Annotated in this window: 24 protein-coding genes, 4 riboswitches and 1 other annotated feature; of the genes, 7 read left to right on the plus strand and 17 right to left on the minus strand. The window is 45.1% G+C overall.

The window, feature by feature from the left end; all coding sequences use genetic code 11:
- Window positions 1–4: 4 nt before the first annotated feature.
- The 7 genes from AC1U9Z_RS08400 to AC1U9Z_RS08430 all read right to left on the minus strand — a co-directional run bounded on the left by AC1U9Z_RS08400 (window position 5) and on the right by AC1U9Z_RS08430 (window position 6,907).
- Window positions 5–442 (minus strand): cell division protein SepF, encoded by a 438-nt coding sequence (locus AC1U9Z_RS08400; protein WP_479956945.1) that lies wholly within the window; start codon window positions 440–442, stop codon window positions 5–7.
- A 14-nt stretch (window positions 443–456) separates the two neighbouring features.
- Window positions 457–1,134, minus strand: coding sequence for a YggS family pyridoxal phosphate-dependent enzyme (locus AC1U9Z_RS08405; RefSeq protein ID WP_479956947.1), 678 nt, complete (start codon window positions 1,132–1,134; stop codon window positions 457–459).
- Window positions 1,135–1,151: 17 nt separating this feature from the next.
- Window positions 1,152–1,949: a biotin/lipoyl attachment domain-containing protein gene (locus AC1U9Z_RS08410; RefSeq protein WP_479956949.1), complete on the minus strand. Its 798-nt coding sequence runs from the start codon at window positions 1,947–1,949 to the stop codon at window positions 1,152–1,154.
- Window positions 1,950–2,384: 435 nt separating this feature from the next.
- Window positions 2,385–3,767 (minus strand): two-component system histidine kinase PnpS, encoded by a 1,383-nt coding sequence (pnpS, locus tag AC1U9Z_RS08415; RefSeq protein ID WP_479956951.1) that lies wholly within the window; start codon window positions 3,765–3,767, stop codon window positions 2,385–2,387.
- Between the two features lie 6 nt (window positions 3,768–3,773).
- A complete protein-coding gene (locus AC1U9Z_RS08420; RefSeq protein WP_479956953.1) occupies window positions 3,774–4,472 on the minus strand; it encodes a response regulator in 699 nt (232 codons plus the stop codon).
- 22 nt (window positions 4,473–4,494) lie between these two features.
- Complete coding sequence (pgeF, locus tag AC1U9Z_RS08425; RefSeq protein WP_479956955.1) at window positions 4,495–5,313, minus strand: peptidoglycan editing factor PgeF; 819 nt, start codon at window positions 5,311–5,313, stop codon at window positions 4,495–4,497.
- A 16-nt stretch (window positions 5,314–5,329) separates the two neighbouring features.
- Entirely contained in the window at window positions 5,330–6,907 is a 1,578-nt protein-coding gene (locus AC1U9Z_RS08430; protein ID WP_479956957.1) for an MBL fold metallo-hydrolase RNA specificity domain-containing protein, read from the minus strand.
- Between the two features lie 347 nt (window positions 6,908–7,254).
- Here AC1U9Z_RS08430 and AC1U9Z_RS08435 point away from each other — a divergent pair, with 347 nt between their 5' ends.
- Complete coding sequence (locus AC1U9Z_RS08435) at window positions 7,255–7,479, plus strand: FmdB family zinc ribbon protein (protein WP_479956959.1); 225 nt, start codon at window positions 7,255–7,257, stop codon at window positions 7,477–7,479.
- Window positions 7,480–7,528: 49 nt separating this feature from the next.
- On the opposite strand, the gene AC1U9Z_RS08440 is transcribed toward AC1U9Z_RS08435, so the two are convergent.
- The 5 genes from AC1U9Z_RS08440 to AC1U9Z_RS08460 all read right to left on the minus strand — a co-directional run bounded on the left by AC1U9Z_RS08440 (window position 7,529) and on the right by AC1U9Z_RS08460 (window position 13,159).
- Window positions 7,529–8,818: a BsuPI-related putative proteinase inhibitor gene (locus AC1U9Z_RS08440; protein ID WP_479956961.1), complete on the minus strand. Its 1,290-nt coding sequence runs from the start codon at window positions 8,816–8,818 to the stop codon at window positions 7,529–7,531.
- 554 nt (window positions 8,819–9,372) lie between these two features.
- Window positions 9,373–10,224 (minus strand): c-type cytochrome biogenesis protein CcsB, encoded by an 852-nt coding sequence (ccsB, locus tag AC1U9Z_RS08445; protein WP_479956963.1) that lies wholly within the window; start codon window positions 10,222–10,224, stop codon window positions 9,373–9,375.
- Window positions 10,221–11,408, minus strand: coding sequence for a cytochrome c biogenesis ResB family protein (locus AC1U9Z_RS08450; RefSeq protein ID WP_479956965.1), 1,188 nt, complete (start codon window positions 11,406–11,408; stop codon window positions 10,221–10,223). Before AC1U9Z_RS08450 ends, ccsB begins: the two co-directional genes overlap by 4 nt.
- The gene (locus tag AC1U9Z_RS08455; protein WP_479956967.1) at window positions 11,408–12,691 is read right to left on the minus strand and encodes an ammonia-forming cytochrome c nitrite reductase subunit c552; all 1,284 of its coding nucleotides are present in this window, start codon (window positions 12,689–12,691) and stop codon (window positions 11,408–11,410) included. Before AC1U9Z_RS08455 ends, AC1U9Z_RS08450 begins: the two co-directional genes overlap by 1 nt.
- A gap of 6 nt (window positions 12,692–12,697) precedes the next feature.
- The gene (locus AC1U9Z_RS08460) at window positions 12,698–13,159 is read right to left on the minus strand and encodes a NapC/NirT family cytochrome c (protein ID WP_333530944.1); all 462 of its coding nucleotides are present in this window, start codon (window positions 13,157–13,159) and stop codon (window positions 12,698–12,700) included.
- Window positions 13,160–13,339: 180 nt separating this feature from the next.
- On the opposite strand from AC1U9Z_RS08460, the gene AC1U9Z_RS08465 reads away from it, so the two are divergent.
- Together AC1U9Z_RS08465 and AC1U9Z_RS08470 are read left to right on the plus strand one after the other, a co-directional pair.
- The gene (locus AC1U9Z_RS08465) at window positions 13,340–14,095 is read left to right on the plus strand and encodes a class I SAM-dependent methyltransferase (protein WP_479956969.1); all 756 of its coding nucleotides are present in this window, start codon (window positions 13,340–13,342) and stop codon (window positions 14,093–14,095) included.
- A gap of 19 nt (window positions 14,096–14,114) precedes the next feature.
- Window positions 14,115–14,798, plus strand: a complete 684-nt coding sequence (locus AC1U9Z_RS08470) for a Crp/Fnr family transcriptional regulator (RefSeq protein ID WP_333530946.1) — start codon at window positions 14,115–14,117, stop codon at window positions 14,796–14,798.
- A gap of 32 nt (window positions 14,799–14,830) precedes the next feature.
- Here the strand turns inward: AC1U9Z_RS08470 and AC1U9Z_RS08475 are convergent, their stop codons facing one another.
- Window positions 14,831–16,063 (minus strand): hypothetical protein, encoded by a 1,233-nt coding sequence (locus AC1U9Z_RS08475; protein ID WP_479956971.1) that lies wholly within the window; start codon window positions 16,061–16,063, stop codon window positions 14,831–14,833.
- On the minus strand, window positions 16,060–17,805 hold the full coding sequence (locus AC1U9Z_RS08480) for a DUF2339 domain-containing protein (protein WP_479956974.1): 1,746 nt from the start codon (window positions 17,803–17,805) through the stop codon (window positions 16,060–16,062). The genes AC1U9Z_RS08475 and AC1U9Z_RS08480 overlap by 4 nt, the downstream gene beginning before the upstream one ends.
- Window positions 17,806–17,951: 146 nt before the next feature.
- Window positions 17,952–18,070: riboswitch (molybdenum cofactor riboswitch) on the plus strand.
- Between the two features lie 35 nt (window positions 18,071–18,105).
- Window positions 18,106–18,224, plus strand: a riboswitch (molybdenum cofactor riboswitch).
- Between the two features lie 355 nt (window positions 18,225–18,579).
- Window positions 18,580–18,827 (plus strand) — a binding site (T-box leader).
- 151 nt (window positions 18,828–18,978) lie between these two features.
- On the opposite strand from AC1U9Z_RS08480, the gene AC1U9Z_RS08485 reads away from it, so the two are divergent.
- The 4 genes from AC1U9Z_RS08485 to AC1U9Z_RS08500 all read left to right on the plus strand — a co-directional run bounded on the left by AC1U9Z_RS08485 (window position 18,979) and on the right by AC1U9Z_RS08500 (window position 23,401).
- Window positions 18,979–19,086 (plus strand): symporter small accessory protein, encoded by a 108-nt coding sequence (locus tag AC1U9Z_RS08485; protein WP_333530949.1) that lies wholly within the window; start codon window positions 18,979–18,981, stop codon window positions 19,084–19,086.
- Between the two features lie 42 nt (window positions 19,087–19,128).
- Window positions 19,129–20,709 (plus strand): sodium:solute symporter family protein, encoded by a 1,581-nt coding sequence (locus tag AC1U9Z_RS08490; protein ID WP_479956977.1) that lies wholly within the window; start codon window positions 19,129–19,131, stop codon window positions 20,707–20,709.
- 243 nt (window positions 20,710–20,952) lie between these two features.
- Window positions 20,953–21,071: riboswitch (molybdenum cofactor riboswitch) on the plus strand.
- 36 nt (window positions 21,072–21,107) lie between these two features.
- A riboswitch (molybdenum cofactor riboswitch) is annotated at window positions 21,108–21,224 on the plus strand.
- 185 nt (window positions 21,225–21,409) lie between these two features.
- Window positions 21,410–21,748: a DUF3870 domain-containing protein gene (locus tag AC1U9Z_RS08495; protein ID WP_479956979.1), complete on the plus strand. Its 339-nt coding sequence runs from the start codon at window positions 21,410–21,412 to the stop codon at window positions 21,746–21,748.
- A gap of 234 nt (window positions 21,749–21,982) precedes the next feature.
- Window positions 21,983–23,401 (plus strand): aldehyde dehydrogenase family protein, encoded by a 1,419-nt coding sequence (locus AC1U9Z_RS08500; protein ID WP_479956981.1) that lies wholly within the window; start codon window positions 21,983–21,985, stop codon window positions 23,399–23,401.
- A gap of 221 nt (window positions 23,402–23,622) precedes the next feature.
- Here the strand turns inward: AC1U9Z_RS08500 and AC1U9Z_RS08505 are convergent, their stop codons facing one another.
- From AC1U9Z_RS08505 to AC1U9Z_RS08515, 3 genes are read right to left on the minus strand one after another with little or no spacing between them, the layout of a single operon-like run.
- Window positions 23,623–24,267: a 4Fe-4S binding protein gene (locus AC1U9Z_RS08505; protein ID WP_479956983.1), complete on the minus strand. Its 645-nt coding sequence runs from the start codon at window positions 24,265–24,267 to the stop codon at window positions 23,623–23,625.
- Window positions 24,268–24,288: 21 nt separating this feature from the next.
- Complete coding sequence (locus AC1U9Z_RS08510) at window positions 24,289–24,771, minus strand: CopD family protein (protein ID WP_479956986.1); 483 nt, start codon at window positions 24,769–24,771, stop codon at window positions 24,289–24,291.
- A gap of 13 nt (window positions 24,772–24,784) precedes the next feature.
- Entirely contained in the window at window positions 24,785–24,982 is a 198-nt protein-coding gene (locus AC1U9Z_RS08515; RefSeq protein ID WP_333530955.1) for a DUF1858 domain-containing protein, read from the minus strand.
- Window positions 24,983–25,150: the final 168 nt, after the last annotated feature.

Below are 25,150 nucleotides of genomic sequence, written 5' to 3' on the forward strand. Positions count from 1 at the left end.
CTTTTTATGATTTTGCCCAGGCAAAGATACTTTTCTCCTTGGTGTCTTTTCTTAACTCATTGGCTATATCAACATTACTGGGAACAAAGAGAAAAATGTTTTGCCCTACTTTCTGCATGTCACCATTTAAGGCAAAGGTTGCACCACTAATGAAATCAACAATTCTCCTTGCCTGCTCTGGCCCAGCCTTTTCTAAATTCACCACTACTGCCCGCCGGTTTTTTAGGTTTTCCGCTATCTGATGTGCCTCATCAAAGGAAGCAGGTTCACAAACAACCACTCTAAGTTGGCGACCTGAGTGAATACTTACCACCGGCGCGGTTTTCTTTTTGACCTGCTGCAAATTCTCCCTTTTATCTACAGCTTCCTTTTCTTCCTGTTGTTCTTCTGTTTCGTCAAAACCAATAAACCCCAAAAACTTATCAAACATACCCATCGCCATCCAATTCCCCCCCTTTAATATCTACTGCCAAAAATAGCCGTTCCTATTCTTATCAGAGTGGCCCCTTCTTCTATCGCTACCTTGTAATCATTGGTCATACCCATAGACAATTGATCCATCCTTACTCCGGGAATATCTTGCAAATCATGGGCCAGTCCCTTTAATTGCCTAAAGACGGGTCGAACCTCCTCCGGGTTCGTCACAAAAGGGGCAATGGTCATCAGACCTTGAATTGCAATACCGGATAAACCAGCGGCCTCGGCAACAAAATCACGTGCCTCCTGAAGCTCCAAGCCAAACTTTGTTTCCTCCCCGGCCACATTGACCTGAACCAGTACAGGTGTTACAATGCCCGCGGCCTGAGATTTTTTGTCAATCTCTTCAGCCAGTGTCCAGCGATCCAAGGAGTGTACCAATGCTACCCGACCGATTATGTGCTTTACTTTATTGGTTTGCAGGTGTCCGATTAGATGCCAGCGGGCCTCCGGTACCTCTGGTAATTTATTTTGTAATTCTTGAACTCTGTTTTCCCCTAAATCAAAGATCCCTGCGGCAATACATTCATTGGCCCTAGCCGCGGACACATTCTTGGTTACCGCAATTAAGGAAACCTCTACGGGATTTCTCCCAGCTTTTAAGGCACTGTCCAAAATTTGTTGTTTTATTGTTGAAAGGTTATCAGCAATACGCAATGTCATTCCCGCCTTTTCTATAGCTTGTCTCCCTCCCGGACAAACCTTGGATTGACTACATAGGACATACCCGGTTGAATATCCGCACCTTCTATGGCTGCTTGTCCATTTAACGTTTTAATTATTTTAACTGGCATCCAGCGAACCAGGCCTTTCCAAATGATATATAAACCTTCTTTGTTATCTTTGCTTACCAGGGCTGCTTCCTTTATCAGCAACCCATTAATTTCCTCTGTGATAATCTGAAAATCAATTGTTCGGTGATGGAGGATTTCATCGGGGTAATTCTTCATGACCAAAACAAAGGCCTTCTTTTCTCCCTTGTTCTCTAACTTATCAATTTTTACCCTGACCAATTGGTTTTGCCACTCTAGTTTTATTTCAGCATCCTTTAGCTCTTGAAGCTGCTTAAAATTCTCAGTCTCAAGCTCTCCGGCTATAAATATTGGCGTCAGATTATCAATGACCTTGGCGATGGGGGCACCCTTTTCAACATTGCCCCCTGGGCTCAAAGGAATATTATTATCTATTTTATCCAAAGGCGGCATTTCAACAACATCTAATTGTCCCGGTACTAAAATAGCTTCCAAGCCATCAATATGGTTACAGAACATACCACCAGCAGGAGTAGTCACTGCATACTGTTTTAGTCCCGATACGGTGTCCATGCTGGGGGCTTCCAATACTCCCAAGCTAGTACCGGCTTTCACCTTTTGGCCATCTGAAACGGAGTATTTCATAACCCCTTTGAGAGGAGCATTGATTAGGTATTCCTGCTTAATCAATAGGGCTGAGACGGCAATTTTCTCTGTCAATTGCCCCGGCTGAAGTGTTTCAACCCTTGCAATATTTCTATAAACAACATCCTTTAAACTTAAAAAGCACCAAAATAGGAGGAGCAAACCTAGGCAAAAAAACATAATCCTCGCCGCTAGCTTTTTTCTGGGACGTCTTGTTTTCGGTTTGCTAGCAAATCTCCTTGCCAATAACATCACCTGCCTAAATATGCCAGTTTAAAGATTTCGACAGGTCCGTTAGGAATTCCTTTGTAAAAAAAACACCCATAAGGGCGTTTTTTCTTATTTTACTAGAAGAACTTGGCTTGCGCAAAGTCTTTAGACGCAAACGGAAGCCAAGTTCTTCTAGCCTGATAATCGCTTTCTATTCTCCTTGTTCGGATGGTACTGACCAGCGGCATGAAAGTCATCTACGATCATCCTTAGAATTTTTATACTTTCAGATCGTGCAAGTTAAATCAACCTTCGATGCTTCTTTGGATTTAATGGCAAGGTAAAGGTAAAGGTGCTGCCTCGATGATTGCTTTTTACATAGATTCTTCCACTATGGGCTTCTATGATATGCTTACATATGGAAAGACCCAGGCCCGTACCACCCATTGATCTACTTCTGGCCTTATCAACCCGATAAAATCTTTCAAATACCCGCGGTAGATTTTCTTCAGGAATACCAATGCCGGTATCAGACACAGAGGTCTCAACCTTTTCTTGATTAAAAACAACCGAAATATTCACCTTGCCCCCAGACATTGTATATTTTATGGCGTTGTCCAATAGATTAATCATGACCTGGGCTAAAAAGCCCTGATCACCCGGTACGGTGGGCAGATCATCCTGTATCTCCGCTGTTATCGCAATATCCTTTTCCCTGGCCCGTCCCTCGAACATCTCCATTGTATTGCGAATAACATTCACCAAATCAACCGGTTGTTTGTTTAGTTTAGTACTCCGATCCTCCAAATGGGATAATTTTAAAAGATCATCAATAAGATTCTCTAAGCGCTTTCCTTCGGCACTAATAATACCCAAAAATTTTTGTGCTACGGTTGGTTCCTCAATGGCCCCATCCAGCAAGGTTTCCACAAAACCGTTAATGGATGTGAGGGGAGTCCTCAACTCATGGGAAACATTGGCCACAAACTCAGTCTTCATCCTTTCCAGTTTACGCCTTTCGGTTACGTCTGTTAACAGACCAACTACCCCAATTTTTTCATCATTCTTTCCCTTAAGGGGAGTAACCTGAACGCGAAATAATTTAGGCTGTGGTGTTATTACTTGTACTTCACCATGGTCCACCGGCTGCATTTCATGCAGTGCTTTGATAAAAAGTTCTTCTAACTCATGGTTGCGAATTACTTTAATCAGTTCATCACCAAGCCAATTAGCCTCTTTAATTTTAAATATCTCTTCTACCACCGGGTTGATTAGAATGACCCGGCCATGCTTGTCCAGGGCAATCACACCGTCGGCCATACTGTTTAAAATAGCCTGGGCACGGTTCCTTTCTTCCGTGATTACAATTAAATTTTTTCTCAGTTCCCGAGCCATATAGTTAATGCTCCAGGCCAGGTCATCCAGTTCCTCTTCACCTTCTACCCGAATTTCTGTATCTAAAAAACCTCCCGCCATCTCCTGGGCAACAGAAGTAATTTGCTCAACCGGTCTAATTAACCGTCGGATGGTTAACCAAGCCATAAAAACTGTGGCCCAAAAAGAGCCCAGCAGCACGGTGAGAAGGTTCGCTGAGCCAATATAAAAAAGTATGGCAAGAAGAAAGTAGATAAAAAAAAGGCAAGCATAGCTTCCTAAAGTACGCTGCCTCATCCCCTTTAGCACTTTAAACTAGACCTCCTTGAAACGATAACCTACTCCCCTGACTGTCTCGATAAATTGCGGTGCCTCTGGGATTTGCTCTAATTTTTGCCGAATATGACGGATATGAACATCAACCGTTCTCGAGTCACCACTAAAATCATAACCCCATATTTGCTCCAAAAGAAAATCACGCGTAAACACCTTGCCAGGGTTTCTGGCTAGATACCTTAATAGCTCAAATTCCTTGGGGGTAAAATCTTGTTTAATGCCTTTATAAGATACGATAAAACGTTCCTGATCAATCACCAGCTTGTCAATAATAATTCTGCCCGTTTCATCGGAAAGCTGATTATCCACAGTTTGCCGCCTTAGACGAGCCTTTATACGAGCCAGAAGTTCCCGTGGGCTAAAGGGCTTGGTAATATAATCGTCTGCCCCCATTTCCAAGCCCAACACCTTATCCAGTTCTTCGCCCTTGGCACTAAGCATGATAATGGGGATCGCACGGGTGTTGGTTTGCTGATTTAGTGTCCGGCAAACAGACAAACCATCCTGACCTGGCAGCATCACATCCAGTAAAATAATATCTGGCATTTCTGCCCTGGCCATTTCCAGAGCGGTATCCCCATCGCCTGCCTGCAATACCTGATAATCCTCCCGCTCCAAATTATACTTAATTAATTCGCGAATGGGTTGCTCATCATCCACCACAAGTACCTTGGGCATGATCGATCCCTCTTTCTTTCGGTTACTTAATCATAATTAAGGATGCCATACGACCCGTCTTCCCTTTTTCTGCACGATGGGAAAAAAACATATCATTATGGCAAACGGTACACAGGCCAGCCAAAGTAATATTTTCCGGCTTTATTGCTGCCTCCAAGAGAGCCTGGCGATTGGTCTCCCACAGGTGAAGTTTCCAGTGTCCAACGCCTGCTGGTTTAAGAAGTTCCCTCCATTGTTTAAACCGACTAACCACCACTTGTTGAACGGGTTCATCCACCTGGTAACAACAGGGACCAATGGAAGGCCCAATTCCCACTAAAATATCACCGGGATTGCAACCAAAGGCCAGTTCCATTTGCCGTACCGTCTCTGAGGCGATTCGCTGGACCGTACCCCGCCAACCAGCATGGGCCAACCCCACACATTTTTTCACCGGATCATAATAAAGGATTGGTACACAGTCAGCATAATAGCTGGATAAGGGTACACCGGGTGAATTTGTAATTAAAGCGTCGGTATCGGGCAAAGCCGTAGAATAATCTACGGCCCCCCTACCTCGATGTTCTGGACCAACAACCTGTACACGGTTACCATGGACCTGCACGGCTGCAACAAGATCTTGGTGTGGCATACCCAAAGCCTGGCAGGCGATCCGACGATTGGCCTGAACATGCCCTGGATTGTCACCCACATGTAAGGCCATATTTAATTCAGCATAGGGCTGCTGACTGATGCCCCCTACTCGGGTGGTAAAACCATGTACAATCCGATTGTCCTGCTTAAAAGCAGCAAACTGGATAAACTGGCAATGATCTTTATTGGCAACCGTTATTCCCTGCATTTAGCTTCTTCGCTCCTTAGCTAATATTCTCTCCCACATTCTCCTGGGCAACCTCATTTACCTGTGCCTCAAATTGGGCCAATTGGCGGAGCAACACAGAATACTGGGATGGTGACAGATTTCCTTGCATAATTCCTGCCATCTTTTCGTTAATACTCTTCCAGGTGTCAACAAAAATTTCGGGCATGGCCTGTTTTGACACATCCGGTGTGAGATCAACCTTCTCTAATAAACCGGGAACGTGGGCACGAATGCCCGCAGCATTGATTAAGCCCATCAATTGATCCGAAGCCTTCGCCTCACCATGCACCAGATATACCTTTTTTAGATTGGCAAACTGTTTTACCCAATTTAATAATGCAGCTTGGTCAGCATGGGCTGAAAAACCATCGATGCGGCGAATATCTGCCTTCACCGCAATTTCCTCACCATGAATACGGACTGTTTTCTCACCCGATAGAATACGCCGTCCCAGGGTTCCCTCTGCCTGATAACCCACAAATAAAATTGTACATTCCGAACGCCATAGGTTATGGCGCAGGTGGTGTTTAATTCTACCAGCATCACACATGCCACTGGCAGAAATAATGATAGCCCGGCCGTTGAATAGGTTAAGTTGTATTGATTCTTCCGTGGATAAAGTCGTTCGAATGTTAGACATTTCCAGAGGGTTGTGCCCCTGGGCAATTAGTTCTTTCGTTTCCCGGTCATAAAATTGCGTATTATTACGGAAAATTTCCGTGGCCCGGATGGCCATTGGGCTATCGATATAAATGGGCATCTCTGGGATAGCATTTTTCATACGCAATTGATTGATGCTATACAGCACATCCTGGGTTCGGCCAGCGGCGAAGGCAGGAATAATTAATTTACCGCCCCGTTGATAGGTATCAATAATGGCCTTTTGTAAAAGCTCCAATTTATTATCAAGATCTTCATGCACCCTATTGCCATAGGTAGACTCCATCACCACATAGTCTGCCTCCGTAATAAAGGAAGGGTCCTTAATAAAGGGTTGGTTTATATTACCAATGTCCCCGGAAAAAACAACCTTTGTTTCTTTGCCATTTTCCTTGACCCACATTTCAATCATGGCAGATCCCAAAATATGCCCGGCATCCCTGTAACAAACCCTTATTTCTGGGCTAATGGGAATTATTTCATTATACTGAACTCTTTCAAAAAAGTTTAAAGCCCGGGCACCGTCTTCCGCGGTATAAATAGGCTCAATCAATTTGCGCCCTTGCCGACGGTATTTACGGTTTTTACGTTCAACCTCCATCTCTTGGATATGCCCACAGTCTGGCAGTAATATTTCGCATAAATCCACAGCAGCAGAGGTGGCAATGACTTTTCCTTTAAAACCGTGTTTAATAAATTTCGGAATGAGACCGCTATGGTCGATGTGGGAATGGGTTAATAAAATATAGTCTATGCTAGAAGGTGACAAAGGGAAATTTCGATAGTTACGCTCTTTAATTTCCTTAGAGCCTTGAAATAAACCACAATCCACCAATAGACGTGTGGAACCAGTATCCACTAAAAAACATGAACCAGTAACGGTTTGGGCTGCCCCTAAAAATTGAATGTACATTTTCTAACCTCCCCGTTCAATCTCCTCCTACATTATTTCTTGAAAATATAACAAAAACCTTCATTTTCTTTTAGTCTTTATGCTTCGTGTTTGTCATTGCTGCAAACTAAGCGGGCCATGGGGTTTGGCTGCATGGTATATTGCATCTGCTGGAGAAGTGTGCTATCGTTTTCCCCCGAGCGACAAGGGTCTTAAGGCTGGTCTTTCAATGTTAGAAATCCCTTGCTGTCGCTCAGGCTGACAAAGGTATTTGATGCCATTTTCAGGGTAACAAACTTGACAAAACCGTCAGATAATTTTACTCTAAGTATGGTCATATTTTTTATGTTTAACACGGAGGTGTTCTTATGCCTATCTATGAGTTTCGTTGCCAACACTGTGAGCATCGGTTTCAGAAGCTCTGTTCTCTGGGTGAAAATGGAGAAAATATTACTTGTCCCTCATGCAAAACGGCTAATCCCAAGAGAGTGATGTCCGGATTTACCCTTAATAATCCAGGTGCATTGGTCGGCAGCCGTGGTGACAGTTGTCGCGGGTGTACCTCCAGCAATTGCGAAGGCTGTAGAAATTAATCCCCAGGGGAATTAAAATTAATTCCCCCGGGGATTTTTTTTATTTTCCTTATAGATTTAAGCAGCGTACCTCAGCCATATCCAGGCGAATGCGGCTTCTGTTGCTGGCACGGGGATTAAAGGTGAAGACCAGTTCCGCGTTGACCGCTGTACCGGGAACCCTACCGGTGGTAAAAGTGAATAGCTCGAATCTTTCATCCTCAATAATGGCCGGTGAAAAGGGACCTTGGGGAGCTACACCAACCACCCTGCCGGAACGGTCACGGAAAAGTACCTGAATACCAAATTGGAAATTGCCCATCCGGGAACCCTCCACATCCTCGGCAATCCGGAAGCTAACCCGGTTATTACTACCCGGTGTGATGGGGAAGGTTTGCGCTAGGGTCGATTGCTCAGTGGGGATGTTACCCATTTCTACCGAATAACGGCCACTAAAGGCAATATTCGAACGGCGAACATTGGTAGCATTCCAGCCCGCTGGCTGAGTAGCTGTGCGCCAGCTTTCAAAACTGCTATTGGTAAGCAGATTTTGACCCGTGCAGGCTCCGGGGCCCGGCGGTCTGGTAGGCCCGGGTGTTGGTGTTGGTGTTGGAGTAACACCTGCTCTAATTCTAAAGGTACCCCTTATTCCTTGGTTCCTTAACCCCTGGGCCACATTAAAGGCCTCTAAAATGAAGTTGCCCGCTGCAACCTGGTTTCCTGCATTATTTCTTTGATCCCAGGTATAGCGGTAAATGGCATATTGATTGGGTCGAATGGTTACCGTGCCAGACTGTTGGGTAAAGAATCTTCCCCTGGAATAACGCCACACCTCAACCTGGTCCGCAGCCCTGCGTATAACCAGTTCGAACCTTTGACCCGTGTTATAACGTAAAGTGATCGCACGATTGGTGACATTGACTTTATATAAAGTGATGGGCACCCTTTCCCCCCGGCGGAAATCGCCAGTGCCAATCACCAGGATATATAACAACCCATTTACCTGCCTGGTGGTATATTGAGAACCACTAATGCCTTGCACCCGTAAGATGGTATTAATGGTTGAGCTATACTGACTTGCCACTTGGGCCTCATTTTGATTACCTAACTGGGCAGTAGTTAGTGGTGCTGTTTCAGCTACTTCATTCTGATTGTTCTCAATTTGATTGTTCTCAATTTGATTACCCTCATTGTTAGAAATTTCTCCCCCTGCATCGGGCACGGTTAATTGCTGTCCGACATCAATCTGGTTGATATTCGTGACTTGGGGATTAAGCTGCTCAAGTTCTGAGATGGAAATGCCATGTTGCTGTGCGATCCTTGCGAAAGTATCCCCCGGTTGCACAATATATACTGCCATAAACTGTCCCTTCCTTTCGGCATAAGTCTTTAACACATCCTATGCAAAAATGAAGGGAAGTGTGCTGTGAGCTTGTTAGCCGTTAGCTGTGAGCTAAATGGGCCATGGGGGGTTTTTGTGCATGGCATATTGCATCTGCGAAGGGGGTGTGCTATCGTTATCCCCCATTCGCTCCTAGAACTCCACGCCGATAACTCTAAGACTCGTTCCGGGCGAAATCGGGGGTCGCCTTAGATTCGACGTCCTGTCTCAGCTAAGGCTGCGCGCTCGTCCTGAGCGCGCCCCCCCGATTTCGCCCTGCACTCGTCAAGAGTTATTAACGGCGCTCCGCCAAAGTCACTCATGGGGGATAACGATAGCACCTGCTAATTCGGTGGGCTTTATCTCCCAGAAGGGCCCATGGCCTAGGTTTACAGCCTGTCGCAAACATTAAGCCGAAAAAACGAATAATGTAAGAAACGTTCTTGACTGTTGCGTTAAACGCAACACTGACAACAACGGAATGGTCAGGACCATTCCCTACAGCTCACAGCTAATGGCTCATAGCCTAAAGACTAGCTATAGCTATGCATCCCCGGCATCAGCCAGGTAACCCCAAACAGCGTAAAGATCACCGCTGCAAAGCCCACGATTGACAACCAAGCAGTCCGTCTCCCCTGCCAGCCCCTGGTAAAACGACCATGCAAAAAAATGGCATAGATCAGCCAGGTGATTAAAGCCCAGGTTTCCTTGGGGTCCCAACTCCACCAGGTACCCCAGGCCTGTTCCGCCCAAACAGCTCCAGTGATTAACACCAGCGTTAAGAAAACAAAACCAACGGCAACCACCCGGTACAATAGTTTATCTAAGGTGGCTGTACTGGGCAACAAAGAAACTCCCTGGGCAAGGGCTGTGCTGCCAGATCCACTGGAACCGAGTGCCACTGGTTGAGCATCACGGATCAAATAGAGCACACCTACCCCAAAGGATACCCCAAAGGCACCGTAGGCCAGCACGGCTGTGGCCACGTGGGAGTGCAGCCAATAACTTTGCAGCGCAGGCATCAGGGGCCTCACTGTACCATTTAGCATACTGGCAGCCGCCAGCAGCAGCACAGCCACCGGCACAACTACCGTACCCAGCAGCGGCACAGGATGCTTACGTTGGGTAAGCAAATAGGCCAGTATCACACCCCAGGCAAAGAAAATGATAAATTCATACATATTGGCAAAGGGTAAACGCTGAGCGGTTATGGTTCGTATAACAAGACCTGCTGTATGCGCTAAAAAGCCTGTCCCCACCATTCGTGTAGCCCATTTGACCAGCGATGCTTTTTCCGTAACGGCATAGACCAGAAATATCAGTGCCCCCAGGGCATAAAGACCAAGGGTGAGATCAAAGGCAAGTTGTTCGGTTATGGGTATCATGTATGAAGAGAACGCTCCTCTCGGATAATTCCGCTTAATTTTTCAATAAGTACTTCTTCCTGTTCCCTACCCCTTAGTCGGTGCCGGGCAGCCAGCCGTATCTCTGTGCCTGTGGTCTTTGGGGAGATCAGCAACCAAATTTGATTGGGTTTTACATAGAGACGTACGGGCAAGGCCAGCAGGAACAGGATAAAGCCAAGCCAGATGAGGGGCAACCCAGGATCTTTCTTAACACGCAGTCCGGTATAGGCAATGCGATTGGTAAAGACCACTTGGTTTTCCATTAAATTGATCGGTTCCTGGAGTTCTGCAATCCCCATTGAAAAGGGCATTCCATTGCTGTAAACCACATATCTAGGCCAGCGAACTTCCAACTCTAGCCGGGCAGGCCCTCCTAATAAAATCCTTTCCCCTTCCTCAATATTAAAATTAAAGGTATACTTCTCATCCCTGATGGCACCCTGCAATTGATAGCCGTAGGATGTTTGGTAAATTTTGACCCCCTGATAATGAAGGGGATTGTTTACAGAAACAGCTTTTTCCAGCTTTTTTTCGTTGGCTAATGAAACTTCAATTAAGGAGGTATATTGCTTGGGTGTTCCATCCTCATGTTGGTCAATGATAAATTTCTTTACGTTAACATCAAAAGGAAAACCTTGCTTGCTAAGTTCTGACTGACCCGGAGCAGGAACCTTCACATATAGCTCCTGACCCCAAACAGCACCCACCACACCGCCGGCAATAACAAAAACCATGGCCAAATGCAGTAACGGAGAGGCTAGCTTAGCCCAACTCTTGCTTTTTCCAATGAGAAGTTTCCCTTGCTCAACCTTTTCCTCTGCAACCCGAAAACCCAAGTGACGAAGTTCAGAGGTTGCCTCTTGAATTGCTTTTTCGGGTAGGCAATTTTCCAGGCTGAGAGTTCTATGGTGGCCTCGATGCGTTAATGCCACCGGTACACCCTGGCCTCGTTTTAACAGTCCCTTGACCCGCCTGACCGTACAGCCAAGCATATTCAGAGTCAATAGGGCACTTAAACCCAGGAACCAGGGGGAGACAAAAATCCCCATCTGAAAGGTTCCCATGACGGAAAAAATGATTAACAAACACAAAAGAGCCAACCCCAGGGACATGGAGGTAAGAAACCTCCATGTCCCTGCAATGGCAGAAGCTATTTTATTCATTATCTCGCAGACCCCCGTGCTTTTTCGGCTGTTTGAATGGCCTGGTGCGCCAAATCAATGGATTTGCCTAGAAATACTGCTGCTTCCTGACGATTATGAAAACCCATGCTGTTGGCGGTAGCAACCCAATCCCACATCCACTGGGACTGACGATTTAACTTCCTGGCTTCTTCGATTAACTTCTGATCAGCACCCGGTGCAGCCGCTGCTTCTTTGATGGCATGGATGGCTTTCACATTGGTATTGCCGGCAAGATCCAAAATCTCGTGATGCTGGTCCTGAATCTTATAAACCATGTTCTTCAGTTGTTCCGTACCCTCCCTGTGACATTGGGTACAGCTTTTATCCATGGTATGCACCGGACTGGTAAACCAATGAGAAGAAATTTTGGTATCACCCTGTTTAACATAAGGCATATGGCAATCGGCACAGGCTACACCCGCCGACTGATGTACACTACCCTGAAATAATTCGTAATCTGGGTGCCTTGCCTTCAGCATGGGTGTCTGTGACTCTGGATGCACCCATTCGGTAAAATTCAATTTTTCAAAGTAAGCCAAAACCTCATTGGCCTTTAAGCCATTATCCCAGGGGAAGGTGGTCTTCTTGGTATCATTTTGGAAATAGTAGGTTACGTGACATTGAGCACACACGAGAGACCGCATTTCCTGCTTGGTGGCTTTGGTAATATCTTTACCCTGACGCTCAAAGGCTTCAATCAAAGCCGGACGGCTGATTCTCAAATCATTGGTCTTCGGATCATGGCAATCAGAACAACCGATGGGGTGTTTTACCTCCTTATATATCTCGCTGAAGGGTTTACTATAAAAAGCATCCCCATAGGTTTCAATCAATCTGGGAACCTCAGTTCCTTTACAGGTCATACAGGCACCGCCGGTCTTGGTTCTCTTTGGGTTAATGGCACCAACATCCTGCACAGCGTAGAAATGACTCCTGGGCTCATAAAACTCCTCGCCATAGCCGGTACCTGCATAAAGCACTTTCAAATAGGGCTGTATCTCCAATTTACTGGTTCGGTTGTTACCGCCATACTTTGTCTTCGTTTCATATTTACTGCCTTCATTAAAACTCTCCCAGTGCTTGGGGTAGTATTCACCCCACACTTCACTGGCTTCGTAATGATCTTGTATTTCCTGGGGGTTAATCTTTCTGGCCGCTTCGCTTAAGGTTCTGTTATTAATGGAAAATGCGGTATATACTGCCCCAAGAATCATTGCGGCCACTACCACAGACAGTGCTATGATCAGTCCTCTGTTTCTCATGACTAATTATTCACTCTCCCTTTGTATATACCAGTATCGGCTGTGTGGTTCGTTTTGATGGCAATCGTAACAGTTCTTGCCACGATCATTCTTGGGATACCCAACGACTTCCATCAATTTCGTGTGACAGCGGAGGCAGTTATCATTTACCACCTGGGAACCGTGACCACTTATTTCAATCCTGTTTGGTATGAGTCCCAGGACCATTTCCAAGCCATCCCTTGTCCCTGTAAAGGCTTTATAAAAGGCTCCGGGAATAAAACGATGGGGAATATGACAATCCCCACAGGTAGCATGTTCCCGATGCGCCGATGCCTGATAGGTATCAACCCAGGGATTCATTATATGACAGCTGCCACAGAATTTTGGTCCGTCCAGCTGTTTTGATATAAACGGAATTTTAATTGCCAGGATACTACCCAACCCTACTACAGCCAGCACCAGCAATATCTGCCAGACCCTTTTCATACGACCTCCACAATTTCCTTGTAGAATATTCCGTTATTCAAAACTGACATTAGATTTTCCATGATTTTACTTATTTATACTGTTTCCCCAAGATTATTGCTATATTTTTCTTGCTCCATTACAATGATATAAAATCATGCAGGACAAACTATATTGAAAAATAATTTATTGAGGTGTGGTATGTATAAAGAATTAAGTCCCTATTACGACTACATTTTCCCGGCAGGCCAAGAGCAGTTAACGTTTTTTAAGCAGGTGTTTGGAGATTTAGGGGTTAGCAGGGTATTGGATTTGGGCTGTGGCTCGGGAAATTATTCTTTGGAATTTGCTAAGTGGGGCCTTGCCGTGGTTGGTTTGGACTACGAACGGGAAATGATTCGCTTGGCTCGGGAAAAGGCCAGAAAACTTGGCCTACGTGTGGACTTTATAACCGGTGATATGAGAAAGCTTGAAGATATTGAAGGTAAGTTTGATGCCGTGATTTGTATCGGCAATTCTTTGCCCCATCTCTTGACTGACAAAGACCTAACCACCTCACTCACACAAATGAAAGAAAAGCTCTATCGCGGGGGAACCCTCATTATCCAAACTGTAAACTACGATCGAATCCTGAAGGGCAATATTACTGAGTTGCCGGATATTGTTAACAAGCAAGCTGGCATCATTTTTACCCGTCACTACGATTTTCGTGCCAATGGACTGATTGACTTTAAAACAACCCTGATTAAAAACGAACCGAACGGCAGCCAACATTGTTTAGGTTCCGCTCAGGTTCCTTTGCGTCCTTTAACCCGCTTAGAGCTGGAAAAACTGATGCAAGCCGTAGGTTTTGAGGATACCCAAGTTTTTGGCAGCTTTAGCCGTAAATCCCACGGTTGGGATAGCCAGGCAACGGTGATACAAACCTTCCGCAGAAGGTCCTGCAAATTAAGTTAGCACAAATAGGAGATGGATCATGGAAGCTACTATAAAATATTTACAGAAGGTGCCCCTCTTTTTCGATTTATCCGAAGAACAATTACATGAATTGTCCAGCCTTCTATTGGAACGCAGTTATCAAAAGGGGCGAATTATTTTTATGGAGGATGAGCCAGGAGAAGCACTTTATCTTTTAAAATCTGGACTCATTAAGTTAACCAAAAGGCTGGAAGATGGCCGTGAGCATATCCTGCACTTCGTGAACCCCGGTGAAGTTTTTGCAGAGGTCGTGCTATTTGAAGGGGGCAATTATCCAGCCACCTCAGAATGCCAGGAGGATTGTGTAGTGGGCGTACTGCGCAACACCGATATCGAAAGACTTATCAGTCAAAACCCCAACATGGCCGTAAGTATGCTGCGTATTATGTCCCGACGACTACGTACTGCCCAGGAAAAGGTAATGAATTTGGCCCTGCATGATACCGCCCGCCGCCTAGCCTTTACTTTGCTGAAAATGTCCGAAGAACATGGCATAAAAAAGGATCAGGGTACCAAAATTAACATGAACCTAACAAACCAGGAACTGGCCAACCTAACCGGCAGTTCCCGGGAAACCATCAACCGCATGTTAAACAGCTTTAAGCGGGCCGGTGCCATCGATGTGGAGCGGCAGCAAATTGTGGTATTAAATAGGTTAAAGTTAGAGGATTTATTGCGTTAAAAAACACCGTGCCCGGCGCACGGTGTTTTAACTTAGGTTTTCATATTGCGAATGAGGATAAACCCCAAAACAACCGCCGCCCCGGCAATGACTCCATTAAGCAGCCAGCGGTTTCTCTCTGTCCAGGGTTGTTCAATGGGTACAAAATCTGGATTAACCTCTTCGGAACTTGGTTGTAATAGAGGCAAATCCTTTTGCTGCACCAGATGTGAAAATTGGGCCACATCATATTTTGGTGCTTCACTCTCTGGGTTACCGTACCAAAGCTTGTTGATACCGATGGGAAGGTCTACTAAAATCTTAGGCACCTCTCCCCAGAGGGTAACCCCTTTAATATCTAACGGTGGGCTATCTTGATTGTGAATGATTAGCTTGATATATCTAGCACAGGCTTGTCTAAGGGGCAGGTTATTCTCTAAGGCAGCATAATCCAACCATTGATAATGATAGATCCGCCCATTGGACAGACTGCTCCAGGTGTCCCCATCATTGCTGTGCAAGGTTTCCAGCACTCGGTTATAGTTCCTCCCCGAAACTTCTAGGGTTAGATGATCAACAAAATACCCCTTTACTCCCAAATCAATTATCAATACCGTATCCTTTTCAATCTGTTCAATTTTACTGATTTTTCCTGGCAGGACGAAGAAATCTTTCTCTTCTACAGGTGTATAGCCGATTTTTGCTTCTGTTATCCTTAGCGCCTTCTGTTCTGCCGCATCAACGGTAACCCGAATCAAGCGATAATCTGCCGTTGGATAGATGATTTTATTATTTTCTAGTTCTTTCCCCACCGAATAGATCTTATCTTTGTGGATCAAGTTCCAGTTCCTATTGTCACTGCTGCCTTCCACCTTGATTTGGCGCAGGTAGTCCTGGTCTGTATCCAGGGATAACCAGATCATATTATTGGGGGTAGGTTGATGCAGGTCAAAGGTAATGCTGGAATATTGGTTTTCCTGGATCACGTTATTTAAGGTCCCCGCCCCGGAGTTAACCCCATCGATACTTTCCTGGCTATAGTAGGTTTCAGAGGTGGGCAGCAACAGCTGGTAAGACAGCTCCTTCCCCTGGGCATCGATGACCCTTAGATCCTCAAACCCAGATTTGGTATGGGCCAATATGTCGGTATCCAACTGTATTACATGCATTCCTTCCTTTTCTGCCCTCAAGTTCTTTTTATACTGCCAGTTTTTTTCTTGAAAATCGGCATAGGCAGGTACAGCTAACAACAACAGGGCTACGATTAGTAATAAACCTTTCTTCATACCTGCCCCCCCTTTTCCCGCCGTTGGTAAACGAAAGAAACCCCCACCAGGATGCTTCCCACAATGATAAGAATAAGAATGCGGAAAATCATGTCTAAACCGCTCAAATCAAAAAATACTATTTTAAAGGTGGTAAGACCAAAAAGAACCAGGGAGATATACCGAAAGCCTTTAAGATCACGGCTTAAACCCACTATCATAAGAAATAGTGCAAAGGCAACCCAGGCCAAGGAAACAGAAAAATCCAAAGAGTAACTTAGCTTAAAGTAGGAAAGGGCCTGCTCAACTTCCCAGGTTATTTGTTTCACTGCCAAAATGCTTCCCAGCACTGCCGCTGGCCACACTCCTTTGCGTTCTTGCTCTGAAAGTTCTTTCACATTATAAAGAAAATGGGCGATCAAGAAACAGCCAAGCACAGATAGGTTAGCCGCCAAAGAATAGGCATTGACCAAGGGTAACGGATCGGTCTCCAGATAGGGATAACCATCCAAGTGAAGTACCAGTATTACGTAGACCAACAGGGCGATAGCAGCCCGACGGACCCAAATGTTTTTCCCCTTTAGACCGCCATAGAATAAAGCCAAAGCTTCTACTGTCCAGGCCAGCTCCGTGACCCACTGTTCCTCCAGTTGCAAAGGTATTGCAATGGTGACAAAGGCTAATCCTGTACCCAGTAATGAAAGGAAGAGTAAATCATCACCCTGCAGCCTCCTTTTTAGGCCCAAAGCTACCATTAGATAAAGCAACGCCAAAATGATCGCAAATAAACCAAGCCAAGCTTCATACCGACTATCTAAATTATTTGCACTGGCCATAAAAAAGAAAGCAGCATTGATAACCAACAATAAAACATCCCTAACTTCGGTTGGCTTCTGGTGGCGAATGTTGTATAAAAAAACAAGGATGCCAAATACAACGAAATAGAGTGTTAAATAACTTTGATTTAACCAGATATTGGTATCTTGATTGCTCATTCCCTGGCTAATGGCATAAACAAGAGCAGTACCCACAAAAGCTAGTTGATTTAGACTGCGCCACTGTTTATAAAAGGCCAGATAGAGAATCGCTAAATCCAGCACCGCCACATAACCCAATAGTGCCGCCGGATTGGCTTCCTCGCTGCCAATTAAGAAAGGTGCCAAAAACCCGGCAATGGTCGACAACACCGCAACACCAAAGGCCTGCTGCCTGACGGCCAGGCTACCACCAGCCACGGTTGTTAAAATCAATAGTGCAAAGGCCGTTCCAGAACCTATTAGGTGATAAAAATTAGCTGCTGCAAAGGTGGTTAAATAGATAATGCCAATGCCGCCCCCGGTAAAGCCCTGGGAAAAATAGCGGTAATTTCGCCGCATCAAGATATCCCCACTAACCAAGAAAACTACACCGGCCAGATAGCCAATAACCATTCTACCCAGTTCACCAATCCACTGATTATCAAAGGAATATTTAAGAAAATAAGCCAAGCCAAAGAGCAATATTAGGATCCCCAGTCGGTTCAAAAGCTTGCCGCCGATGAGACTTTCTAAGCCTTCCTTTACCAAGGTGCCTTTCATCCTCTGGGAGGTTGCATTGATTCTGTTTTTTAGTTGGTTATCCGGCGCAATGTTCCCAGGGCTTTGTCCCATCACTTGTTTTGGGTCACCGGCCCCGGCTTCCAGCACAGCCACCCGTTCCTTTAATCTATCTACTTCGGAAGTTAATGCCTCTATTCTTTCCAACAGCTCTTTGTCCTTCGTCATCATGCACCACCTCTAAGGTTCTTTAACTGAAGAAAGTTCGCAAATCAACATAAGAATCCCTTTAAATGATGGCTACAAATTATGATAGTTTTGTGATAGTTAGTGCAGGAATTTTCTCCTTCAGCTAGAATAGTATTTATATTCGTCTTTTAAATTACCTCCGAGCTGGGTGACCTACGACAAGGGTTATGGTGTTCCAGCCGATAGGGTTCACCCGGAAACAGGTGCACCTCCCGTGCGGAAAGGATGGTAAGGTGTGTTTGTTATACCTTAAACCGCACTATGTTGCGGTTTTTTTAATTTATTTCCGTTCTCCGAGACATTATGCCTAAGGCTATGGCTAGGGTGTTTTGTACGACAGGGTTAATCTGGAAACGGCTTAGCCTCCCCCTTTGGAAAGGAGAGCATTTACCCGCCTTCTATTAAGGGTTGGTTTGTGCTGCTTTTTAGGGGTACAAACCAACCCTTTTACTATTTTATTCCGGGTCGCATCTGTCCCCCATAAATTGGGGCCCCCTTTTAGAAGGACCGCCCGTTAAGGCCAGTTTCCAGCAGTTTTTAGTAAAATTTAAAATTAACTTTAGGGATCTCCAACCCCTAAAACTTCCATAATTGAACAACTCCATGTATTAAGCCTAAGCATAGGCGACCTGCGGCAGCACCGCAGGTTTTTTCTTTATTTGACTAAAGTTCCTGGCACTTTAGTCAAATAAAGAAAAAATTGCTATTGACTAGGACCAGTAGGTTATGTTAAATTTGTTAACAATTACATATTCATCGACAATGATGGAGAAAAGTAGGTCGAACCCAGCCTTCCAGGGAGAAGAAGTCGAGACTGGAAGCTTCTTTAAGGCATGGTTGAGTGAAGTTCTCTCCGGAGTTGCTATACTGAAGAGTAGTAGGTACAGCCGGGATTTCCCGCCGTTAAAAGGGAACAGGTATCGGACTTATATCCCGTACCGGTAATAGCGGCCTTTTGGCAATTTGGGTGGTACCGCGAAATCTAGCATTTCGTCCCTTTGTGGATGAAGTGCTTTTTTATTTACCGTGGGGTGAAGTCCCGTACCTTGTAGAGGTGGGCCTGTATGGCCAATTTGGGTGGTACCGCGGATTAACTCTCCGTCCCTTTGTGGATGGGGAGTTTTTTATTTTTTTGTGAAAGGAGGGTTATCTATGTTAGGGTTTGCTGACCCCCAAATCATTCTCGCTTATATACTTTGCATTCTTTCCGCTGGTTTATGTGTGGCCTACGGAATAAAAAACTGGAATAAAGATTGTTAACGATTGAAAAAGGGGTCTGACCCCGGAGGAGGTCTGTAAAATATGGATTATAACGTGTTAATCCTCTGCATATTGCTTTACCTAGGGATAACGATTCTGCTATCTGTGCTAGCTTTTCGACATACCAAAACAAAAAAGGATTATCTGCTTGCGGGTGGTGAAACACATCCCTCATTAATGGCACTTTCCTACGGTTCTACTTTTGTCAGCACATCTGCCATTGTAGGTTTCGGTGGCTCAGCGGCAATGTTTGGCATGAGTCTCCTCTGGCTAACTTTTTGCACGATATTTGTTGGTGTCTTCATCGCCTTTGTCGTCTATGGCAAAAGAACCCTCCTGATAGGAAAGAAATTAGGAGCTAGTACATTTCCGGAATTTATTGCACTAAGATACCAATCTGAATTCATAAAAAAGTTTTCCGCCTTGGTCATTATAGCCGGCATGCCCGTCTATGCGGCTGCAGTTATGATCGGTTCGGGACGTTTTCTGGAACAGTTACTGAATATAGACTACAATCTGGCAATTATTATTTTTGGTATCATTACGGCTGCCTACGTGATTACCGGCGGTATAAAGGGTGTCTTATATAACGATGCCTTCCAAGCTTCCATCATGTTTTTAGGCATGATCCTGCTTTTTTTTGTGACCTATAGCAAACTGGGCGGCATTACCTCTGCTCACCAGGCACTTACGAATATGACCTCCCTGGTGCCAGAAAGCATGGCCGCCAAAGGTCACCTGGGTTGGACCTCCATGCCTAAACTTGGTTCAGAATACTGGTGGGTCGTCGTTTCCAGCCTAGTAATGGGCGTTGGCATCGGAGTGTTAGCCCAACCACAGTTAGTTGTTCGTTTTATGACGCTTAAGGGTCCCCGTGAAATAAACCGAGCTGTGGTGGTGGGCGGTATATTTATCCTCGTCATGACAGGTGTAGCCTTTACGGTTGGTGCACTCTCTAATGTTTATTTTCAGCAATCCCTAGGAAAAATCTCGATTGCTGCCGTTACGGATGTCGCCACAGGAAAACCAAACATCGACAGTATTATCCCACTTTATGTTCGTTCTGCCCTGCCCAGTTGGTTTGGGTACTTATTTATGATGACTCTTTTATCGGCGGCAATGTCTACCTTAAGCGGTCAGTTTCACGTAATCGGAACTTCCCTTTGCAATGACTTGTATAAAAACGCTACTCTTTCTTCTAACCGTTTCTCCATCCTAGTGGCCCTGGCTGCTTCCATCTATCTTGCCTTGAAACTTCCTGGCAGTATCATCGCAGTGGCCACAGCTATTTTCTTTGGCGTATGCGCTGCCACCTTTTTGCCTGCCTATACCGCTGCTCTATTCTGGCCCCGGGCCACAAAGTCCGGTGTGATCGCAAGCATGATTGCAGGCCTGACATCCAGTATTCTGCTCATGGCCTTTGTTCATGCTAAAGAATCGACGGCCCTTGGCCTAAGCAACCTACTCTTTGGTAAAACGACTCTCGTTGGCATACCCTGGGTCTACATAGACCCCATTATGATCAGTCTGCCACTTTCTGCTGTTGCATTAATAACAGTCAGTTTGTTATCTGAGAAGGTTGACTCGGTTTACCTATTGGAGAAATCCACTGTAAATAAATAACAAAACCTTAATGACTCCCGGCTTCTCTTTTTCTATCAAGCAAGCGCCGGATTCATTAAGTGCTTAAGCCTGCTATAAATGCCGCAGGAAAATCATGGACTGCATGAATTTAAAGGACATCGTATAGCTAGCGAATTCTTTCTTTTTTAATCCCTGCAAAAACAGAATCAACACGAATTATTTTAGTTTTCGTCTTATTCGTAAAGGAATTTTTGTCTTTAGCTCGAATAAATATATTTAAGTCATATAAATTACCTCCGAGCTGGGCAACCTACGATAAAGATTATGGTTTCCTAGCCGATAGGGTTCACCTGGAAACAGGTGTGCCTCCCGTGCGGAAAGGATGGTAAGGTGTATTTGTTATACCTTAAACCGCACCATGGTGCGGTTTTTTAAAATTTACTTCCGTTCTCCGATACATCATGCCTAAGGCTAGCTATGGTATTTTGTACGATAGGGTTAATCTGGAAACGGCTTAGCCTCCCTCTTTGGAAAGGAGAGCATTTACCCGCCTTCTATTAAGGGTTGGTTCGTGCTGCTTTTTTAAGGGGTACGAACCAACCCTTTTACTATTTTATTCAGGGTCGCGCCTGTTTCCCCCATAATAACTGGGGTCTTTTTTAAAAAAATGCCCGATCAATAAGTTTCAGGCATTTTCATAAATATTTTGATACTTAATGGAGCGAGGATTACAAATCATATGGAAACAATTTGTCTTGACAATTGCGTTTATGTAACGGGTAATGCCCGAACCTCAGAGCGCTCCACCGTAGGAAATGTCACGGACGTTTTTGCCGTTGAGGTGGTAATAAACATCGAAACGGACCAGATTGTGGAGGCATCCTGTACCCTGGTAACGGAATTAGGCAGACAGTTTGTCCGAAACCTGTTGCTAGGTCACAACTTTATCCTGGGGATAGAAAAAATTATCCAAGACATCGATTTATATTATCAGGCATTACCTAAAAAATCATTGATAGCAGCTTTAAAGGATGCCAACAATAAATATAAAAATTATAAAAAGAAGATTACCAAATAGGCAACAGAGCCTTGCGGATAATTTAAGTTAGTTTTTCCGTTCCGGACAAAAAGCCGCCACTATCCTTTTTGTCTGTAAAACGGCAAGAGCCTAACAACTAAAAACTATTATGGGTTTTTAGGGGTTGGGTTTTCCTCCAACCGGGTAACCCTACAGGAGGTGTTGTACTGCCAAGAAATATCCGGGAATCTAGTTTTGATCAGGCATAAGTACAATTATGGAGGGATAAAACTAATGAATCAAATAGGCTTATTTATTAATGGTGAATGGATTACAACCAATCAAAAGGAAATGGTTTTGAACAAAGCAACCGGCGAACCGATCGCTGAAATATGTGTTGCCGGTCCCGCTGAAATTGATCAAGCAATTACCGCCGCTTCCGAAGCATATAAAAGGGAAAAAATTGCCCCTTATCGTCGTTATGAGATTTTGCACCGTGCCAGCCAATTAATGATGGAACGCCAAGAGGATCTGGCCCTGACCATCGCCCTGGAAGTTGGAAAAACCCTGAAGGAAGCGATGGGTGAAATTGCCCGGGCAGCACAAACTATTTTGATTTCTGCCGAGGAAAGCAAAAGAATCCAGGGTGAAGTGATCGCTATTAACGGTTCTCCCGGGAATGAAAACCGTAGTGCTTGGACCATGCGAGTACCCCTTGGGGTGGTTTGTGCCATTACTCCCTTTAACGTACCGGCAAACCTAACTTGCCACAAAATAGGACCGGCTCTTGCTGCCGGCAATGCTGTTGTTTACAAACCAGCCAGTACCACTCCCCTCATTGGAGCAAAACTCTGTGAAATATTTGCTGACGCAGGTTTGCCCGCAGGATATTTAAACATGGTGATGGGACCGGGTTCTGTAGTGGGTGAGGCTTTAGCTAAGGATGAAAGAATTGCCTTCTACAGCTTTACCGGAAGTGCTGCTGTGGGTATGAGATTAAAGAACTCCGTAGGTTTTAGGAGGGTTTCCCTCGAATTAGGTTCGAACTCCCCAACCATTGTCCATCGTGATGCCGATGTCGCCAAGGCTGCAGAAGCTTGCACCAGGGCCGCCTTTGCGAATGCTGGTCAGCTTTGTATTTCAGTCCAAAGGGTTTATGTACACAAGGATGTTTATGAAGAGTTTTGTGAAAAGGCCATTTCACTAACAAAAACCTTAAAGCTGGATAACCCCCTGCTCCCCACCACGGATGTTGGTCCCATGATCAGCGAAAAGGAAGCGATTCGGGCAGAAGAGTGGATTAAGGAAGCAGTGGCAGAAGGGGCTGAAGTACTGGTAGGTGGTCATCGCAACGGGCCCTTCCTGGCACCCACAATTTTAACCAAGGTTCAACCCCAAATGAAATGTAGTTGCAATGAGGTTTTTGCACCAGTCTTTAGCATCGTATCCTACGAAAACATCGATGAAGCCTTTCGATTGGCCAATGATTCCGATTATGGACTGCAGGCTGGTATTTTTACCAACTCCCTTGATTTGGCCATGCGTGCTGCCGCAGAACTGGAAGCAGGTGGCGTAATTATCAATGATGTCTCCACCTTCCGGGCAGATATGATGCCCTATGGAGGTTGGAAACAAAGTGGTATTGGTAAAGAAGGCCCCCGTTATGTCATTGAAGAAATGACAGAAGAAAAGATTATTGTTTTTAATAATTAAATAACTTTAGGTATAGGCAATCTGCGGCCCCGCCGTGGGTTGCCTATTTATATGCTCTTCCCAGCAATAAGAAAAGCTAAGGCTCACGCCAGCCTATAGCGTGAACCTTAGCTTTTCTTATACTTTCTGCCCTGATAGTATAAAAAAAACTCGGCTGAGCCGAGTAATAAAAAAAGCGGGGTATGCTTTTACACAAAAATGATTATACGACACTACTCGACTTATGTCGAGTGTTTTTCGTCATTTTTTTCTATTCTAGCCAATAAAGTACCCAGCCTTTCCCTGGGTTGACCCTCCCTATGCAGTAAATCAATGGTTTGCTGCAGCCACTGTAACACGCCCTGTTCATCAGTTAGGGAGCAAACTTCCTGGGCCAATTGCGGCCTGCGTCCCAATTTGCCACCCCGTAGGACCCTGTAGCCAATGTTGCCTGTGGCAATGGCACCCGTGGGACAACTTTGAGCACATTTACCACAATTTAAACACAATGAACGATCAATGTGAGGACCTTGTTCAGCCAAGCTAATGGCTTGATCCGGGCAAGCAGCAACACATCGGCCACAGTCTGTGCAGCCCTCGCCTACCACTGGTACTGCCTGCCCCTGCAGGGCAAAATCTTTAATCTGTGGTTGACTGCAGGAGTTTGGACAGCCCGCGATGGCCACACGAAAAATATGGTGCGGCATGGCTCTGGTACTGCCAAGACGAGCCAACTGTTTATTGGTAAAGTCTGTTTGCTCAAAAAATTCTTTAAAAACAGACTCCATACGATCCAAATCGATAATTGCACGGTGACAGTTACGGCATCTCGTGATTTGGTACATATTCGTATCGACCTGACCACGGTTATTTTCTTTATGTTGCATGTTTAACCTCTTTTCCTTCAGCTAGCGAATAATGGCCATAATAAACAAGATCGAAATGCCTAGAAATAAGTTGATTGCAGAAAACCAAATAAATCGATTCTGCATCCCAGTAAAACCAGGCGTCGGCTGCTCGCCGGGCCTTTGGGGTGCCTCGGCTGGAATGCGCTTGGCATAGTTTAAACTAACAATGGCCGTAAGAAAGACCATGATTAGGAACAGGCTGATCTTTAGAAGCATTAGTTTACCATAGCTGGTCATAACAAACAGGTCAAACATATAGAAACGTCCATAGATGCGATAAGTACCCGTTACAGCTAACACCGCAATACTGGCCCAGGCCCAATTTTTAAAACGCTCAATGCCCATTAGACGCAAAAATTGCGGTGGTATCCCTTTCGCTCCCACCGCCGGTGTCAGGACTATCATCATGAAAATCATACTGCCAATCCATGTGGTAAAGGCCAGATCATGAAAGAATCTGGCTATTTGTGTTAAGGTAAGCATTATTTTAGGCCCCTTACTTTACGGCTTTGTTAAGTTCTTGCAGCAGTGCCTGCACATCCAAACCATGCAGCATCGCCCCCTTTTCCAGAGACTCCAGTTGGGCAGTGGGACAGCTCAGGCAGCCCATGCCATACCGCTGAAATACTTCTACCGTTTGAGGAAATTCCTTTACGATGTATCCCATGGTCATGTCGCTGGTAATCTTAGACATTCATCATTCCTCCTAAATACGTATAGTTTGCTCAATTTATGGCTGATTATCCAATTATGCAAGTCTCCCGGCCAGAAGCTTCTGCGTTGCCTTTGATCTTGTGATCATGATACTCCTTTTATTCTTAACACTCCGTGAGAAATATAACCAACTCCCTGTGATATGACT

The organism is Desulfotomaculum sp. (assembly GCF_982386235.1).